Annotated in this window: 11 protein-coding genes; all 11 read right to left on the bottom strand. The window is 69.4% G+C overall.

Annotation, left to right across the window (positions count from 1 at the left end; translation table 11 throughout):
* The coding region (locus B1H29_RS38730; protein WP_208638324.1) for a 3'-5' exonuclease at positions 1 to 202 on the bottom strand (202 nt) is incomplete at its 3' end.
* A gap of 83 nt (positions 203 to 285) precedes the next feature.
* Positions 286 to 1,761 carry a UvrD-helicase domain-containing protein gene (locus B1H29_RS00010; protein ID WP_079159893.1) on the bottom strand — a complete coding sequence of 492 codons (1,476 nt, stop codon included), beginning with the start codon at positions 1,759 to 1,761 and terminating at the stop codon, positions 286 to 288.
* Positions 1,761 to 3,779, bottom strand: coding sequence for an AAA family ATPase (locus tag B1H29_RS00015; protein ID WP_079159894.1), 2,019 nt, complete (start codon positions 3,777 to 3,779; stop codon positions 1,761 to 1,763). Before B1H29_RS00015 ends, B1H29_RS00010 begins: the two co-directional genes overlap by 1 nt.
* Positions 3,780 to 4,039: 260 nt before the next feature.
* Positions 4,040 to 4,252 carry a DUF6207 family protein gene (locus B1H29_RS00020; RefSeq protein ID WP_055422328.1) on the bottom strand — a complete coding sequence of 71 codons (213 nt, stop codon included), beginning with the start codon at positions 4,250 to 4,252 and terminating at the stop codon, positions 4,040 to 4,042.
* Positions 4,253 to 4,426: 174 nt separating this feature from the next.
* Positions 4,427 to 6,682 (bottom strand): DEAD/DEAH box helicase, encoded by a 2,256-nt coding sequence (locus tag B1H29_RS00025; RefSeq protein WP_055422327.1) that lies wholly within the window; start codon positions 6,680 to 6,682, stop codon positions 4,427 to 4,429.
* 78 nt (positions 6,683 to 6,760) lie between these two features.
* Positions 6,761 to 9,769: an AAA family ATPase gene (locus tag B1H29_RS00030; RefSeq protein WP_055422326.1), complete on the bottom strand. Its 3,009-nt coding sequence runs from the start codon at positions 9,767 to 9,769 to the stop codon at positions 6,761 to 6,763.
* A complete protein-coding gene (locus B1H29_RS00035; RefSeq protein WP_055422357.1) occupies positions 9,769 to 10,968 on the bottom strand; it encodes an exonuclease SbcCD subunit D in 1,200 nt (399 codons plus the stop codon). The genes B1H29_RS00030 and B1H29_RS00035 overlap by 1 nt, the downstream gene beginning before the upstream one ends.
* 375 nt (positions 10,969 to 11,343) lie before the next feature.
* Positions 11,344 to 13,167, bottom strand: a complete 1,824-nt coding sequence (locus tag B1H29_RS00045; protein WP_079159895.1) for an ATP-dependent nuclease — start codon at positions 13,165 to 13,167, stop codon at positions 11,344 to 11,346.
* Between the two features lie 399 nt (positions 13,168 to 13,566).
* Positions 13,567 to 14,292 carry a restriction endonuclease gene (locus B1H29_RS00050; RefSeq protein ID WP_244209059.1) on the bottom strand — a complete coding sequence of 242 codons (726 nt, stop codon included), beginning with the start codon at positions 14,290 to 14,292 and terminating at the stop codon, positions 13,567 to 13,569.
* A gap of 26 nt (positions 14,293 to 14,318) precedes the next feature.
* Positions 14,319 to 14,996 (bottom strand): restriction endonuclease, encoded by a 678-nt coding sequence (locus B1H29_RS00055; protein ID WP_055422324.1) that lies wholly within the window; start codon positions 14,994 to 14,996, stop codon positions 14,319 to 14,321.
* The gene (locus B1H29_RS00060) at positions 14,993 to 15,199 is read right to left on the bottom strand and encodes a hypothetical protein (protein WP_055422323.1); all 207 of its coding nucleotides are present in this window, start codon (positions 15,197 to 15,199) and stop codon (positions 14,993 to 14,995) included. The genes B1H29_RS00055 and B1H29_RS00060 overlap by 4 nt, the downstream gene beginning before the upstream one ends.
* Positions 15,200 to 15,507: the final 308 nt, after the last annotated feature.

A 15,507-nucleotide genomic window follows, 5' to 3' on the forward strand; every position in this document is an offset into this window, starting at 1 on the left:
TTGGCGCGGGTGAGGGCGACGTAGAAGGCTCTGCGGGCTTCGGCGACCTCTTGGGGGCGGGAGGCTTGCCGGGGTAGTGACGTGGGAGCAGTCCTTCGACGAGGCCGGGCAGGATGACGATGCGGAACTCGCGGCCCTTGGCGCTGTGGTAGGTGGTCAGGGCGATGTGGCCGGGGATTTGTCCTCCGGCGAGTTCGGCCATGGTGAGGTCGCCGGGATCGGCCAGGGCCTGGGCCGTGTCCCGGTCGCGTTCGTCGGGGCTGTGATCGGCGAGGTGGGTGGCTCTCAGGGTGTCCCACAGTGCGGCGAGGAAGATCCTCGCCGGGTGGGCTGGGGTTTCGCGGTCGGGGGCGTCCAGGAGCGCCGCCAGGCGTCGTGACAGGGTGCGCTGGGTGTCGGTCGGGTCGTTGTGGTGGGCCAGCTGGAGTTGGCGATGCCAGGTTGCGGCCAGCTCGCGAAGGGTTCGGGCAGGGGCGATGCCGGCTGTTCTGCAGCGCGGTGCTGCGAGGTCTGTGGTGGTGGGCCGGGAAGAGGCCCGGTCAGTCGCCGCGTGGCGCAGGCAGCGATCAGGTCGGCGAGGGGACCGCTGGGACGGCGGCGCTGCTTTTCGCTGTCGAGGGGGATCTGGGCGGCCCGGATCGCGGTGGTCAGGGCGTCGAGCAGGGGGCCTTTGGAGCGGTAGAGGACAGCGATGTCTTCTGGCGGTGTGCCTGTTGCCAGGCGGTTGTTGAGGACTTCGACGGTGCGGGCCGCGTGGGAGTCGATGTCGCCGTCGGCGTGGAGGATAGTGACGGCGCCTGCGTCGTCGCGGCCAGGTGCGGCGTGGTAGCCGCGGTCTTGGCCGAGGACTGCGTGGCCAGCGGATATGAGGGCGCTGCCGCTGCGGTAGTTGACCCGCAAGCGCAGTCGTCGGAAGTCGGGCCGGTTGCTGAGCTGGGTCAGGTAGCGGGGGCTGGCGCCCTGGTAGGCGTAGAGCACCTGATCGGGATCGCCGACGGCGGTGATGCCCACGCCGGCGTCCAGCAAGGTGAGCACCAGGGCGTGCAGGACGGGACCGAGGTCTTGGTATTCGTCGACGACGAAATGCGGGAAGCGCGCCACGAGTTGCTCGCGTGCGGTGCGGCTTTCGCGCAGCAGGTCGAGGGCGCGGATGGTCATGGCCTCGAAGTCGAGGGTGTCGTGGTCGCGGAGCAGTTGTTCGTAGCGGCGGACGGCGCGCGGGTATTGGCGCGGGTAGTCGGCGATCGGCTCCCCGGCGGCGATCAGACGGCGCAGGCGCTCCAGTGTGGTCCGGTTGTTCGGGTTGACGTCCAGGCCGGATTCGTAGGCGGCGGTGTCCCACAGCTGTCTGCAGGCGGACGTGTCGGGGATGGTGAGGTCGGCGGGAAGCGGGTCGCCGATCAGGCGGCCGTAGGGGCGCAGGATGTGGTGCAGGCAGAAGGCGTGCACGGTGGTGCTGGACAGGCGGCGGCCCGGGTGCAGTCCGAGGTGGTGCAGGCGCACGGTGGTCTCGTGGGCGGCTGTTTCGGTGTAGGTCAGGGCGGCGACGCCGCGGTGGCGGCTGGTGGTGGCCAGTAGGTATCCGACGCGGGCGACGAGGGCTCGGGTCTTGCCGGCGCCAGGTCCGGCGAGCACGGCGATGTTTGCGTGGTGGGTGGCGGCGGCGCGTTGGTCCGGGTGCAGCGCGCCCAGTTCGGCGGCCAGGGCGGGCGGCAGCAGAGCCGGCACGGTCGCAGGCGTCTGCTGGTGGGGGGCCGTCATCAGCTGTGGCCCGGGGTGGGGGCTGCGGGGAACAGGGGCCGGCCGCGGAAGGTGCAGCTAAGATCGTCCAGCAGGCCGAGGATGGCTCCCGGACCTTCGATCGTCAGCAGGTTGTCGCGGGTGATGAGGCCTTCCGTGCGGCCGAGCAGTTCCAGGACGCGGTCGTGCAAGCCGGTCATGCTGGCGACGTGCGCGGCCATCCGCTGGGCGTAGCGTCCCTTGCCGATGGCCTCGATCTTGTCCACCAGAGTGTCGCGCTGCTGGCCGGTTGCTGTGCCGTCCTCAAAGGGGGCCAGGGCATCACGAAAGGCGGACCGGCTGCTCTCGCGCTGCCGGAAGGCGCAGTAGGCCGCGGCCATTTCGGGATGCAGCAAAGGAGCGATGTCGGGTTCCAGCGTGTTGTCGCCGACGTAGACGCCTACCCGGGTCGCGGCGGTCACCACCTGCTGCCGTCCGGCGCGTACGCCGCGCTCGGGCAGTTTCTGGACTGTGATCGTATCGATGCCGCGGTCGAGTGCCTGGTGCAGGGCGTCCTCGCGTGCGATGCGCGCCACGTCGCGAGCCCTCCACAGGCCCGGTTCCCTCTGGTGGCGGTGCTCGCCGTCTGCGGCGTCGCCGTCGGTGAGGATCCAGTGCGGGCGCCGCAGCGCCCGGGGGCCCAGCAGGGTGGCGTAGGGGGCGAAGTCGGTGCCTTCGACACTGGAGACGACGATGCCGTGATCGTCCAGGTGAAAGCCAGCTGCCTCGGCGAGTGCGGGCAGCAGGTAGGCGTCGGCTGCGCCCTCGACCAGGACGGTGCCCCGGGCGAAGAGGATCTCGGCGCGGGTGACGTTGATATAGCGCTCGAGGTCGGCCGTCTCGGCGTCGGTGAGCACGCCGGGCGGTACGACGGAGCCGACGGTGTGGTCGCCCTGGCTGCTGGTCAGCACGATGCTGGACAGGGGGGTGACGGCGGCGATGTGCGGGCTGTGGGTGGTCAGCAGCAGCCGGTTGGGCTCGTGCAGCAGGTGGGCGAACACCTTGCGCTGCAGGCTGGGGTGGAGGTGGGCCTCGGGCTCCTCCACGGCCAGGAGTGTGTCCTCGCCGTCGCTGGCCTGGCGGCGCAGTTTCAGCCGCTCGAGCAGCAGGGCCAGGTAGACGACGTTGGCGGTGCCGGTGGAGGTGTGCTGGATGCCGCGGCTGCTCGAGTCGATCAAGAGCTGGACGCTGCGGATCAGGTCGTCTTCCCGGCCGGCGAAGTCCAGCGAAGGGGTCAGCGGCAGCTGGGGGCCGGTCATGGCAGCCAGGCGGGAGGTGAGTTCGTCCACCGCCTGCTGCATGGAGGCGTCCTGGGCCAGCTGGTTGCGGGCCTGTTTCAGGGCGTCCAGAGTGGAGGCGACGATGTCGGGGGCCGGGGGCCGCTCGCGCAGCAGCCGGACCAGGGGGCTGCGGTCGGCGCGGGAGAAGTCGCCCTCGGCGTCGCGCAGGGCGGGCAGCACGGACAACGGGACGTATTCCTTGGCGTGGCGCATGTCGACGCCCGCATCGTCGCCGCCGTAGATGGTCCAGGAGTAGTCGTCGGGCGTCAGCGGCTCGCTGGGCTGGGCGCCGAAGACTGCACCGACTGCCAGCTTGGGCTGGAACAGATAGGTCAGCCGGGCGACGCGGGGCTGCCCGTCCTCGGTGATGATCGCGCCGTCGAGGGTCGCGATGGCGTCGTCATCATCGTCGAAGTCGGCTAGCTCGACTTCGACCCTGACCTCGACTCCTTGAGGCAAGGGCGGCGCACTGTCATGGATGTCGTCGGCCTGGAGTCTGCGCCACCGGTTGGACAGGTCCGGGTCGAGGACCAGGCGCAGCGCGTACAGCAGATTGCTCTTGCCAACCCCGTTCTCCCCCACGATCACCGCGGGAGTCGGGAAAGGATCAATCACCAGATCCCGGAAATTCCGGAAATTCACGATCCTGACCTTTGAAAGGCGCACCGCTCTCCCCTCCCCCGCGCACGGCCCCCGCCCCACGCCCTCCAGACACCCCACCTGCGGACCACCAGCCTAGTTGCCGCATCAACCGACGGGGCACGCACCGTCACGCAGGAACAGCGGACTCTCGCGTGCGTCGACAGCCGGACGGAGTCCGGCTCCGGGTCCTGGAACCATCCGACCTTGGTCCCGGCCGGACGGGCCTCGTGCACAGCCCGGCCGGGCCCACGAGCCGACCGGCTGCACAGGGCCGGCGGTTTGCCCTGTGCAGGAGCCGACACGGTTGCCGGCTGTCTGGTCATCGCCCCGCGGAGTTTTCAGGAGCAGCGAGTTTCTTGGCGCAGGTCCACGTAACAGCGCAGCCGCACACCCGGCTCCCCGGGCTGGCGTGTGACGTGCTCGGCCGGCGCGGTGGCCCACCTCCGGGCAATCGCGTTCTGCATGGCGAACGCCGTGTCGTCATCGGCAGCCGCAAAGTCCACCACGAGCAGACCCGGCTCGGCCACGTGCACATCCCTGGTCGGCTTCATGCCCCACACGACGTCGCCGCATCCGGGCAGGTTCTCCCGACGTCACGGCATCACCCGACCGGGTCACGTACCGGCCTGCCGAAGTCGCACCGGCTTTGACGATTCCGTGGCGCAGCCATTCGAGGTCGTCGGCCGGTGTTTGGCCGTTCTCCTCAATCAGATGCGTTCGCCTGCTCACAGGCCGAGTTCGGCGAGCGCCTCCTGCCGCTGCGAGCTGAGGTTCGCGCGGCGGCGGCGCAGGTTGCTCAGCCACTGCCCCAGACGCACGGGGTCTCCTTCCACCTCCTCGATGTGCCGCTGGGGGACGTCGAGATGGCCTTCGCGGGCGCGGAAGGCCCGGGCGGCGACCAGTCCCCGCTGGAAGGCCCGTTCGCGCGCCGGCGGGCGACTCTCCGTCGCCGGACAGCCGGATGTGTTGGGCAGGCCGATCAACCCCAACTCCTCGAGCAGTGACTTCTGTTCAGGGTGCAGGCGGTCGGAACGGGCGCGCTGTGACTCAAGCCAGCTCTCTGCCTCGGAGGCAGTCTCGTAGGCTGCCCGGCTCTGACGGGCGGCGTGGTAGGCCCGTTGCCATGTGATCGGCCAGGGCGGGTTCCACCACCGGTCAAGGGCGGTGAGGGCGGCGGCGCGCTGGCCGGTGAGGGTCTCGGCGCGGGTGCGCTGGGTGGCCAGCCAGCGGCCGAGAGGGAAGCCGTCGTGGATCTCGTCGACGGGGGCGGCGAGGTGGCCGTAGCGGGCGGCATAGGCGGCGGCGTGGGCCAGTGCGCGGTCGAAGGCCTGCTGGCGGGGGTCCCAGATGATGCCGAGACGTTCGAGGGCGTGGACGCGTACGGCGTCGAGCGTGCCCTTGGTGTGCAGGTGGCGTTGCCAGGTCAGCCAGCGCCCCAAGGGGTAGCTGGTGGGGTCCTCGTAGTTCTGGGGGACGTCGAGGTGGCGGTGGGTGTGGCGGAAGCGGCGGGCCGCGGCGAGGCCGCGGCGCCATTCGGCGCTCTTGGGAGCCAGGACCCGCAGGGACAGGGCGAGGGCGATCTCGTCGGCCTGGGTGGGGCGGTCGAAACGCAGCCAGGCTTCGGGGTCTTCGGGGGGCATGGTGGGGCGGTGGGTGCGCGGGTCGGACAGGCGGGCATCGAGGCGGTCGTCGTGGGCACGCAGAGCCTGGATGGTGCGCCACAGCGGGGTGTAGGCGTCGGCACCGAGAAGGTCGTCGGGGTCTTCGTCGGGGGTGAGGTAGACGGGGACGACGAGGGTGGCCTTCTTGCCAGCGCCAGGGTGCTGACGCAGGGCGCGGCCAACGGCCTGGATGGTGTCGACGGGGCTGTTCTTGGGATCGACGAAGATCACCGCGTCGATGTCAGGCACGTCGATGCCCTCCCCCAGTACGCGGGCATTGGACAGGACGGCCGGCGCGTCGGGGCTGGTGTGGGAGGTGAATTCGAGCAGCAGGCGGCGGCGGATCTGCGGGGTGTGGCTGCCACCGACCCAGTCCGCCCACAGTCCCTGGGGGCGCAGGGGTGCAGGAAGAGCGGCGGCCGTCTGCGCCAGGGTGGTGGCGAAGGCGCGGGCATCGGCGACCCGGTGATGGAAGGTCAGGATCCGACGCAGCTTGTGGTCGTGGATGGCGCGCAGGGCGGCGACCTGACGGCCGGCCAGGCGCAGCCCGTCGGCGCCAGCACCGGGTCCGGTGGCGAGCCAGTCACGCAGGTCCGCGTCGGTGACGACGGGGACGAGGATCTGGTAGTCGGCGAGCAGTCCGAGGTCGATGGCGTCGGAGAGGTTGAGGTGGTAGGCGACGGGGCCGAAGAGGTTCTCGTCGTCCATGGAGGCCACCGTCTCCGACCCGTCGCCGGCCGAAGCGTCGTCGGGGTCCCAGATGCGGGGGGTGGCGGTCAGGTACAGGCGGCGGGCGGCCGGCACCTGGTCGTCGTGATGGACGGCAGCCCAGGCCTTGCCCAGGCGGCCTGCGGTGCGGTGGGCCTCGTCGACGACCGCGAGGTCCCAGGTGGGCAGGCGGTGGTCGCGGTGGGCGGCGATGACGCCGGGCAGGGAGGCGTAGGTGGCGTAGACGGTGGCCGGGCTGGGACTGGACTGGCCGACCAAGGCGGCCAGTTCGGCGGGGTCGGTGGTGAGGGGGATGTCGGCGCCGAGCGGTTCGTGATCGAGGGCCTGGCGTTGGGAGCACACGGCAATGGCGGTGCCCTTGCGGCCGGCCAGGCGCCAGGACCGGATCGTCTGGGACAGCAGATCCAGCGTCGGCAGCAGCACCAGGACCCGCCCCCGCGGGGCGATGCGGGCCGTGGTGCGGGCGGCGATGAGGGTCTTACCTGTGCCGCAGGCGGCGATCACGCTCGCGCGGGCGTGGTCGCGGAGCGTGGCGGTGGTGGCGGCTACCGCTTCTTTCTGGTGGGGCCGTAGCTGGATATCGGGGGCCATGGAGGTGTATCGCTCCGTGGTAGTCGGCTGGCTGCTCCGGGAGGGCGGGGCTGGGGCTCTGCTCTCCCGGAGTTCAGGTTATTCGGCTGCTTCGGTCAGGTGGGCGAGGGTGGATCCGGTAGGGCTTTTTCGGATGTGCAGTCGCTGGGTGATGCGGCGGCGTAGTTCGGGGATGTGGCTGATGACGCCGACGGTGCGGTCGTGGGCGCGCAGGGAGTCGAGGACATCGAGGACGTTGTGGAGGGTGTCGTCGTCGAGGGTGCCGAAGCCTTCGTCGATGAAGAGGGTGTCGAGGGGGTTGCCGCCGGCTTCGTGGGTGACGACGTCGGCCAGGCCGAGGGCGAGGGACAGGGAGGCGAAGAAGGATTCGCCGCCGGAGAGGGTGTCGGTCTTGCGGGGGCGGCCGGTCCAGGAGTCGGTGATTTCCAGGCCGAGGCCGGAGCGGGCGCCGTGTGCGGCTTGGTGGTCGGAGTGGCGGAGGGTGTAGCGGCCTTCGGACATCAGGCTCAGGCGGGTGTTGGCAGCAGCGACGACTTGTTCGAGGCGGGCGGCCAGGACGTAGGCCTCCAGCTGCATGCGGACCCGGGTGCCGGAGGCGTTGCCGGTGGCCAGGTCGGCGAGGTGGCGGGCGGTGCTGTGGGCCTGCTCGAGTGCTCCCAGGCGTTCGACGACCCCTGCCAGGGTGGTGCTGAGGTCGGTGAGATCGGTGGTGCGGGCCCGGGCGGTACTGGCGGTGGTGACCGCTAGCGCGTGCTGGTCGTCTGCGGCCGTGCGCAGAGCTGTCGCAGCTTCGACGTCGGCGGCCGGCTGGGCTGCTGCTTCCTGCAGGACGGGGTCGTCGAGGACGGTCTGGTGGGAGGCGCGGGCCTCGCGCCATTGGTTGATCTCTTCCTCCAGTTCGTGGAGGTCCTTGTCGCTGAGCACGGCTTGTTCAGCGGCAGCGAGGGTGTCGAAGCCCTGGGATGTGGCGGCGTTGGCGGCTTGGCTGGTACGGGTGTGCAGGACCTGGGTGGCGGAGGCGGCGGTGCGGGATGCCTCGGCTGCCTGCTCAAGGCGGTCGGCAGTGCGGGTGAGGTCGTCGATGCGGGCCGCCAGGGTGGGGGCGGTGCCGCGGGCGGCATCGAGTTTCTCGGTGAGCTCCGCTTGCCGTTGGGACAGGGTGTCGTAGCTGGCGTTGCGGGCGGACAGGCCGGCGGTGGCGACACTGTCCTGCTCGGTCATGGTGATGTGTTCGCGGTCCAGCGCGAGGAGTTCCTCCTCGACGGTTCCGCGGTCGGCGGCACGTTCGAGAGAGTCGGCCAGCTGCGCGGCGAGTGCCTCGTGTTCGGCCTTGAGGCTGGCCAGCGGGGTGTCGCCGGCTTCGCCGGTGGCACCGGCGGCGTTCTCGCGAAGCTGCTGCAGCTCGGCCGCGATCTTGTCGCGCTGGTGCTGGGCGCGCTGGTGGGCTTTCTCGGCGGCTTGTTCGTCCTCGCGGGTGGGATGCCCGTCGGGAGCCTGGGCGGGAGCCGGGTGGGAGCACGAGCCGCAGACCGGGCATGGTGCGCCGTCGGTGAGGCCGGCGGCGAGTTCGGCGGCCATGCCCTCGGTGCGTCGGCGGCGGATGCCGATGTGGGCCTGGGCTGCCTGTTCGGTTTCCTTCTGGGCGGCGGCCAGGCGCTGCTCGGTAATGGTGATCTCTGCGAGGTGGGCGTCGCGGCGTTCGGCGGCCGCGACGCGGCCGTTGAGGATCTCCAACTGGGCCTGGTGGCGGCGGCTTTCTTCCTCGGCCTCGCGGGCGGCTTCCCGGCGGGCCTGCAGAGTGGTGCGCCGGGTGGTCTCCTGCTCGAGCCAGTCACGGGCGGTGCGCTGCTGGACGGTGAAGTCCTGCCGCTCGGTGTCGATGCGCTTGAGGTCGGTGGTGAGCTGGCCGAGGGTGGCTTCCTCGGGAAGCAGGGTGTTCAGCACGGCGATGTCGTCGCGCGTGCGCTGCCCGACCGTGGCAAGGTCGGCGGCCTGGAGCGTGGCGTGTTCGGGGAGCAGCCGGGTGCGGGCGGCGCTTTCGCTGTCCTGGGCTCGGGTGTGGTCGGTGCGGGCGGTACTGACGGTGTGCAGCAGCGGTGCCAGCTGCTGGGCGCGCCGGGCTTGTTCCCGGCGCCTGCCGAGGGCTTCTTGGTGGGGTGTCTGTTCGTCCAGCCGGTTGAGCTGGGTGCGGGCGGTGGCGTGGGCGGTCTGCCGCCCGTGCAGTTCGCGGGTGACGGCTTCCAGGTTCTGGTGGGTGAGCTGGTTCTTCTTTGCCTTCTCGGCCTCGGCCTGGGCGGTGGCAGCGTCGGCCTGGCTGGCCTGGAAGAGGTCCTGGGCCCACGCCAGGGCGGGGCCGGTCAAGGCGTGCGCGGTGTCAGGGGCGGGGGCGTCGTACTGCGATTTCAGGTCCGGGCCGGCGGCCTGGTGGATGCGGGCCGCCAGGTGCAGCACCTCGTCGCGGGCGGCGTCGCGGTTCTTCTGAGTGGTGCGGCTGTGGTCGTTCAGCCAGCGTTCGATGAAGGCGTACCGGTCGCTGTAGAAGAGCTTGCCGAGGAGTTCGCGGCGCTTGCTGGCATCGGCGTAGAGGAACTTAGTGAACTCGTTCTGGGGCAGGAGGACCACCTGGCAGAACTGGGTCCGGCTCATGCCGAGCAGGTCCTTGATTTCCTTGCCGGCCTCTTGGTGGGACTTGCTGGAGGCCTCCCAGTGGCCCTGTCCCAGGGCGTCGGTCGTGAACCGGCTGAGCCGGGTCTCGGCCTTCTGGACGGTGTCACCCGTGCCGTTCTTCTTGGGGCGCGTCTGCTGGGGGACGCGGTCGATGAGCAGCCGCTGGCCGGCGATGGTGACGTCCAGGGTGACCTGGGTGAGCAGGTCGGCCGGGGCGTGGTGGCTGCGCAGCAGCAGGTCGCGGTCGACTGGGGGTTCGCCGTACAGGGCGAAGCAGATGGCGGTGAACAGGGTGCTCTTGCCGGCTCCGGTGTCGCCGTGCAGGAGGAACAGGCCGTCGGCGGTCAGGGCGTCGAAGTCGACGGTGTGGGTGCCGGCGAAGGGGCCGAAGGCCTGCAGGGTGAGGTGGTGCAGGCGCATCAGACGGTTTCCTTCTGCAGTTCGTTCACGCGGGCGGCGTCGACGGCCTGCTGGAGCAGGGCGTGTTCGTCGGGGGTGGGGGCGGTGCCGCGCATGTCGGTGATGAAGTCGCTGGCGATGTCGAGTTCGCTGCGGCCGCGGAGGCGTTCGGTGTATGTCGGGGGGTCGGTGGCCTGGGCGGGGATGAAGGCCCGCTCGTGCTTGAGGCTGAGCGTGTCGGGGAAGCGGCGGCGCAGCCGGGCCATGGCCTCGAAGGGCAGGGCTGTGTCAGTGAGGGTGACCTCGAGCCAGGCGTCCTTCAGGTGTTCGTGGACGGGGCTGGTGAGGAGGTCCTCGAGGATGCCTTCGACGCGTTCCAGGCGGTGAGGGGTCGGACAAGTCAGGCGCCTGACGGCGGGAGCGGTGCCGGAGGAGGTGACGTCGACCAGGGTGAAGGACTTGGTGTGTGTGGCCTCAGAGAAGGAGTAGGGCAGCGGGGAGCCGCTGTAGTGGACTCGGTCGGTGACCTTCTGGGGGCCGTGGAGATGGCCGAGGGCGACGTAGTCGATGCCGTCGAAGACGTCCGCGCCGACGTGGGCGACACCGCCGACGCTGAGGTCGCGTTCACTGTCGGACTCCGTCACCTGCTGGTCTTCGCTCGGGCTGCTGCTGGGGGTAACGAAGGCGTGGGCAATGACCACCGAGCGGGTTCCGGCCGGCTGGTGGTTGGTGAGGTCGCTGTGGATCCTGTCCAGGGCTGCGGTCAGCACCGCGTGGTGGGAGGTCGCTTCTGCCTCCAGTTGGGTGCGGACCATCGACGGCTCAAGGTAGGGGATGCCGTACACGGCGACCGGGCCGTCGGCATCGTCGAGGACGACCGGGACGTCGCAGGTGGCGGGATCGGTGCGCAGATGGATCCCGGCGCGGGCGAAAAGGCCGGATCCGACACCGAGGCGGTGGGCCGAGTCATGGTTGCCGCTGATCATGATGATCGGTACATCGAGGTCAGCGAGCTGGTGCAGGGCGCGGCTGAACAGGCGCACGGCGTCCAGACTGGGGATGGCGCGGTCGTAGAGGTCGCCGGCCACGAGGATGGCATCGACGTTCTCGCTCCGGGCTGTGTCGACCAGATGGTCGAGGAAAGCTTCTTGGGCGAGAATCAGGTCTTTTGTGTGGAACCGGCGACCGAGGTGCCAGTCCGAAGTGTGCAGAAACCGCATGAGCACAGAAGGTAACTACTGTGGGGAGTGCTGTGGGTGGTTTTCCTGATAAACGGTGTTCCTGAGTGGGTGCACAATGCGCGTGAGGAATGGTTTCTTCGCGTGCCGTGCCGCGGGCTTGCGGGCTGCTGCGCCACCGGGCGATTGTCAGTGGCAGGCGGCAAGATATGCGGTGGGGGAAGGAGGATGTGATGTCGTTATCGCGTTCTACCGGTACTGGATCCACCGTTGCACCGAGTGGGTGCCGGTGGTGTGGGATTGAGGCGCGCGGGCACGGCCGGCAGCACGTCGTGGGGGTGGGCTGGCATGTCTGGACAGCGCCGACGCTGCAGCAGCGCAAGGAGCGGATGCTGCAGCGGCGCGCCGTGAGGCCGGTCAGGAAGCCAGGTCCCGGAGGTCGCTGAAGGCCTTGGTCAGTTGCGAGGGGACGTCTTCGCGGGTTTTGAGGGTGGTGACCAGGCCGTAGAGCATGTCGTCCTTGCCGTCGGGGCTGGTGTGCTCGGCCTTCTCTTTGATCATGGTCAGGACGTGGGCGCTGAACTTGCCGCCGCGGTGTGCGGTGAAGTCCTCGGCGGTCCACTGGATGCCTTCCGGGCGGGTCCAGTGGGTGTTGGCGGCTGTGGCCCACTGGGCGTCGGTGAAGAGTTCCTCGAGTTCGTTGAACCCCTCTGCCTCGCCGATCCAGGTGACCTGGGTGTCGAGGTCGAGTCCGGCCTTGATCAGTCTTTCCGTCCTGAAGTGCTTGTTGGTGCGGCTGTCGGCGTCGACCATCAGCATGACGGTGCGGCGGTTCTTGACGAGGTACCCGGCCAGGTGGAGGGCTCCTTCGTTGTTGCCGCAGGCCCACAGGGCGATGCCCGCCGCCTGGAGGGGCAGGCCCTGGGACAGGCGGAACAGCAGGGGCAGGCACTGCTGTTCCGTGGGGCCCTCGACGGCGAGGAAGCACCGTTCGTGCAACAGGACGGAGTTGCGCAGGCCCACGACGGAGGCGATCTGTCCGAGGTGGAAGTCGATCCCCTCGTGGGATTGGTCCGTGAGGCGTTCGACGAGGGTGCGGCCGCTCTCGCTGAGGCGGAGGTGGACGACGTCGGCGATGTCGACTCCGTCGATGAGGTTCATCGAGTGGGTGGCGACGACGACGCTGACGTGGGGCAGGGCGCACTGTTTGCGGATGATGTCCATGACGGTGCGCTGGTGGCGATAGTCCAGGTGGGTGTCGGGTTCGTCGTAGACGACGATGGTCTGGGTCGGCTCCGCATCACTCCCCTCCCCCGTGGCGAGTTCGCTGTGCTCGAGGAGGTTGCTGGTCCACTCCCACACCGCGAGCGCGATCCGGCGGTTGCTGCCCTGCCCGGAGCGGGTGAGGTCCACCGGCTCGCCGTCGGCCTTGGAGACTTCCAGAGGGGCGCGCTTGAAGCCTCCCTTGAAGGAGACCTCGGGCCTGACCTGCACGCCCACGAACTCCTGGCAGTGCTGGCGGATGTGCCGGCACAGGGAGTCGGCTTCCTTCTCCAGGCGCTGGGTGATCTCCGTTTCGATCTCCCGGACCCGGCCCTGGAGCGTTTCGTCCCCCAGGTAGGTTTCGTAGCAGCTGCTCAGCGCGGTCCGCACCGCGTCGTCGGGCCTTTCGTCCTTGCCTCCGAACGGCAGCAGGCGCGGCAGACGCTCCTGGAGTTCCTGGGGCAGCGGCTGCCACTGCTCCTCCTGCGGCGCCGTGGCCGCGTAGGCGGTGAGGGCCTGCAGCAAGTCGTCTCTGCGGGGACCGTCCGGGGAGACTGAGAACTCGGCTGCCAGCTCGGCAAGCTGGCCTTTCAACAGGCGGGGCATGTCGTGGAGCCGGCTGTCGGCCGGCCGGGAACCGAAGTACTGCCACTGGGGCGGCTGCCCCTCTTCGGAGATACGGCGGATCCGGACCGTCTGCGGCAGGCCGGTAGCGGCCTGTTCCCCGGCGTCGAGGCGGAAGTCCCCTTCGACCGAGGTGCTGGAGCAGCGGCGGCCGCCTGCCGATCCTTCCGCCTGCTCGTAGGTGCGGTCCTCGTCTGTCAGCCGGTGATCGCCCAGCAGGAAGGCCAGCGCCGTCAGTACGGCGCTCTTCCCGCCGTCGTTGTGACCGGCCAGGATCGTCGGACTGCTGACCGGGATGTCCTCGATGCGGGCCAGGGAGCGGAAACCGCGGGCGGAAAAACGGGTGAGGTACACAGTCGGCGTGCTCCGAATCTCCCCTTCCCCGGCCGGTAAGGGGTGACGTGCGGTGTTGGACGGGAAGAAGAGGCGCTTGAGACACCAGCGCAGATGGTCATACTAGAGGTATCCCTCACAACAACCGCACGTTTTCCACCACTTGTACCGACTCGCCGCTCGCACGCCGCTGCCGCGAGATGCAGCACCTCGTTCCTGCCGCGCAGGCATACGCCTCGGCTCCGGACGGACGGATGGCGGAACCAGTCGCTGGAGTCGGGCGGCGGGCGTACGGGACGGCCTCCACGGTCCCTGCAGGCATGCGCGGAGCCCGGCAGACAGGATGGTGGCCACTTCCCCCTTCCAACCGGCCGGAGAAGACCCCTCGGTGCTGGGCGTGGCCGGCCGGGCTTCTGTCCCTTACAGCGTGGCGTTCTGGAGTCCGATGACGTCGTACAAGTGCTGGCCGTGGGCCCATTTCTTCAGCTCTGACCGACCCACGAGGATGAGCCGATGGTGCTGCGCGAAGTCGACGGCAGGCTGGGTGAAGCCGTTGAGCGCAACCATGACGGGGATGTCAGCACCGTGATGCGGGCGGGCTGTTCCGTTGAACTTCTGCACGTGTCCGGAGCCGACCGGGTTCCGGTACTGCTTGCACTGCAAGATCAGAAGTCGGCCCTCGCCGTCATGTGCGCTGACGTCGACACCGAGGTCGCCGGCGCCTCCGACCCGTACGGGGCGCAGAAACCCATCACGCGCCAGGAGATCGGCGCACGCCTGCTCGAAGCCTGTCGCGCTCATCGCCGCGAGCTCCCGCATCCGGAAGGTCAGCTCTTCCGGCTCGCCCACGTCGTTGGACTGCGCGGCGGAAGCGTCGTCGCAGCCCGCATACACGGATGCACCAGACCGGAATGACAAGATCGCGCCCAGCGCGATGAGCGCAGCAAGGCCGCCGGCAACGACGAGTCCCGTCCACCAGGGGTGGCCGGTGATCAGGCCCCACACATCGTCTGTGATCCACCGGCTGACGTCTTCGGTGAGCCACTCCCAGATCATCTTGCCGACAGCCAGCACAAGGACGGCGGACAGCAGGACCTTCAGTGTGGGGTCCAAGGATCCGTCTTCGTCGAACACCACTCCCCCCATTTCTCGACGACGCCGAGTCGGATTGGTCATGCGGCCCGTTTGAACCAGCTGCTGCGCGAGCGGGTGGGCAGTTTGAGGAGCTCGTGCAGCGCGGCCCCGCTCTCGGCCCAGCGCTGCAGCCTCTCCCGGTCGACCCAGTGGACGGTGTGCCGGTTTCCCCACGTCATGGCATCGCGGGTGAGGAACCCGTTGGTCACGACCACCGCGTGGTCGGCTCGGTGGGCGGGACCGGCCGTCCCTTTCACTCCGTACATCACCGCGGATCCGACTTTCCCTCCGACGCGGGTGTGCTTGGCCTGCACGACGATCCGCCCCAGGACGGTGTGGTCGCCGATGACGTCGGCGGCCTGGTCCCCACCGCCTCCTACCCTTCGGGCCGTCCAGCCGTCTCGGACAAGCAGGTCCCTCAGCACGCATTCGAAACGCCGGTCGTCCATGGCGTCGAACTCGGCGAGCGTGATCCGCAAGGCGGCCAGGCGCGCGTCCTTCCGTCGTCGTCCTCCGACAGACCGCCTGACCCTCCACACGGCCGCGGCTCCCCCCACCAAGGCAAGAGTCAGCGGTACCGGCCAGGCATCGATCAGCGCACCGGCCGTCACGGTGAGCGTTTGGGTGGCCATCACCAGCACGGCAAGTGCCACGACGGCGGCTGATGCCACTTCGAGCGGACCGCGGGGCCGCCGCAGGCGCCATCCTCGGCTCATCGGTCCGCCGGTGTGCTGACTGCCGGGTTCGGGTCGGCCGGAGCGGGGGCCGCGGTGTCGAAGCCGAATACCTGTCCCCACAGCCATGCTCCCGCGAGCAGGCCGGCGATCATCCATCCGCTCATCCGCTTGGCGTTCCTGGGCTTCGGGTTACGGCGGATGTGTGCGCGCACCTGGTGGAATCCGTCCGGTACCTTCGCCATGCTTCCCCTCCCATCGGCGCGGGACGCCGAGTGCGTCCCGTCCCAGGAATTGGTGTAACAGCGGGCACTGACAGCACTCCGCGTTTGATTGACCAGGCACGACTTCATCCGGCCACGGTCACCCGATGCGAGAGGCGGGCTGGAGGCGGCAGCTTTCCGTGTGCTGACCTCGCTGTATGCGAGCTCGGCTTTGGGAGATCGGCATCGGATCGATGCCTAGATCTTCTTTGTGGCATGTATGTCGCAGAAGCTGTCACCTGTATGAACAGCCTCCCTTGAAGTCAGCCGGTCACCGCGCCGGAAACGGC

The sequence above is a fragment of the Streptomyces pactum genome (genome assembly GCF_002005225.1).
GTDB lineage: Bacteria > Actinomycetota > Actinomycetes > Streptomycetales > Streptomycetaceae > Streptomyces > Streptomyces pactum_A.

Excerpts from the sequence above, each read along its gene's own strand:
- B1H29_RS00010 (WP_079159893.1), bottom strand. The coding sequence starts at position 1,761 with ATGACGGCCCCCCACCAGCAGACGCCTGCGACCGTGCCGGCTCTGCTG.
- B1H29_RS00020 (WP_055422328.1), bottom strand. The coding sequence starts at position 4,252 with ATGAAGCCGACCAGGGATGTGCACGTGGCCGAGCCGGGTCTGCTCGTG.
- B1H29_RS00025 (WP_055422327.1), bottom strand. The coding sequence starts at position 6,682 with ATGGCCCCCGATATCCAGCTACGGCCCCACCAGAAAGAAGCGGTAGCC.
- B1H29_RS00030 (WP_055422326.1), bottom strand. The coding sequence starts at position 9,769 with ATGCGCCTGCACCACCTCACCCTGCAGGCCTTCGGCCCCTTCGCCGGC.
- B1H29_RS00035 (WP_055422357.1), bottom strand. The coding sequence starts at position 10,968 with ATGCGGTTTCTGCACACTTCGGACTGGCACCTCGGTCGCCGGTTCCAC.
- B1H29_RS00050 (WP_244209059.1), bottom strand. The coding sequence starts at position 14,292 with ATGGGGGGAGTGGTGTTCGACGAAGACGGATCCTTGGACCCCACACTG.
- B1H29_RS00055 (WP_055422324.1), bottom strand. The coding sequence starts at position 14,996 with ATGAGCCGAGGATGGCGCCTGCGGCGGCCCCGCGGTCCGCTCGAAGTG.
- B1H29_RS00060 (WP_055422323.1), bottom strand. The coding sequence starts at position 15,199 with ATGGCGAAGGTACCGGACGGATTCCACCAGGTGCGCGCACACATCCGC.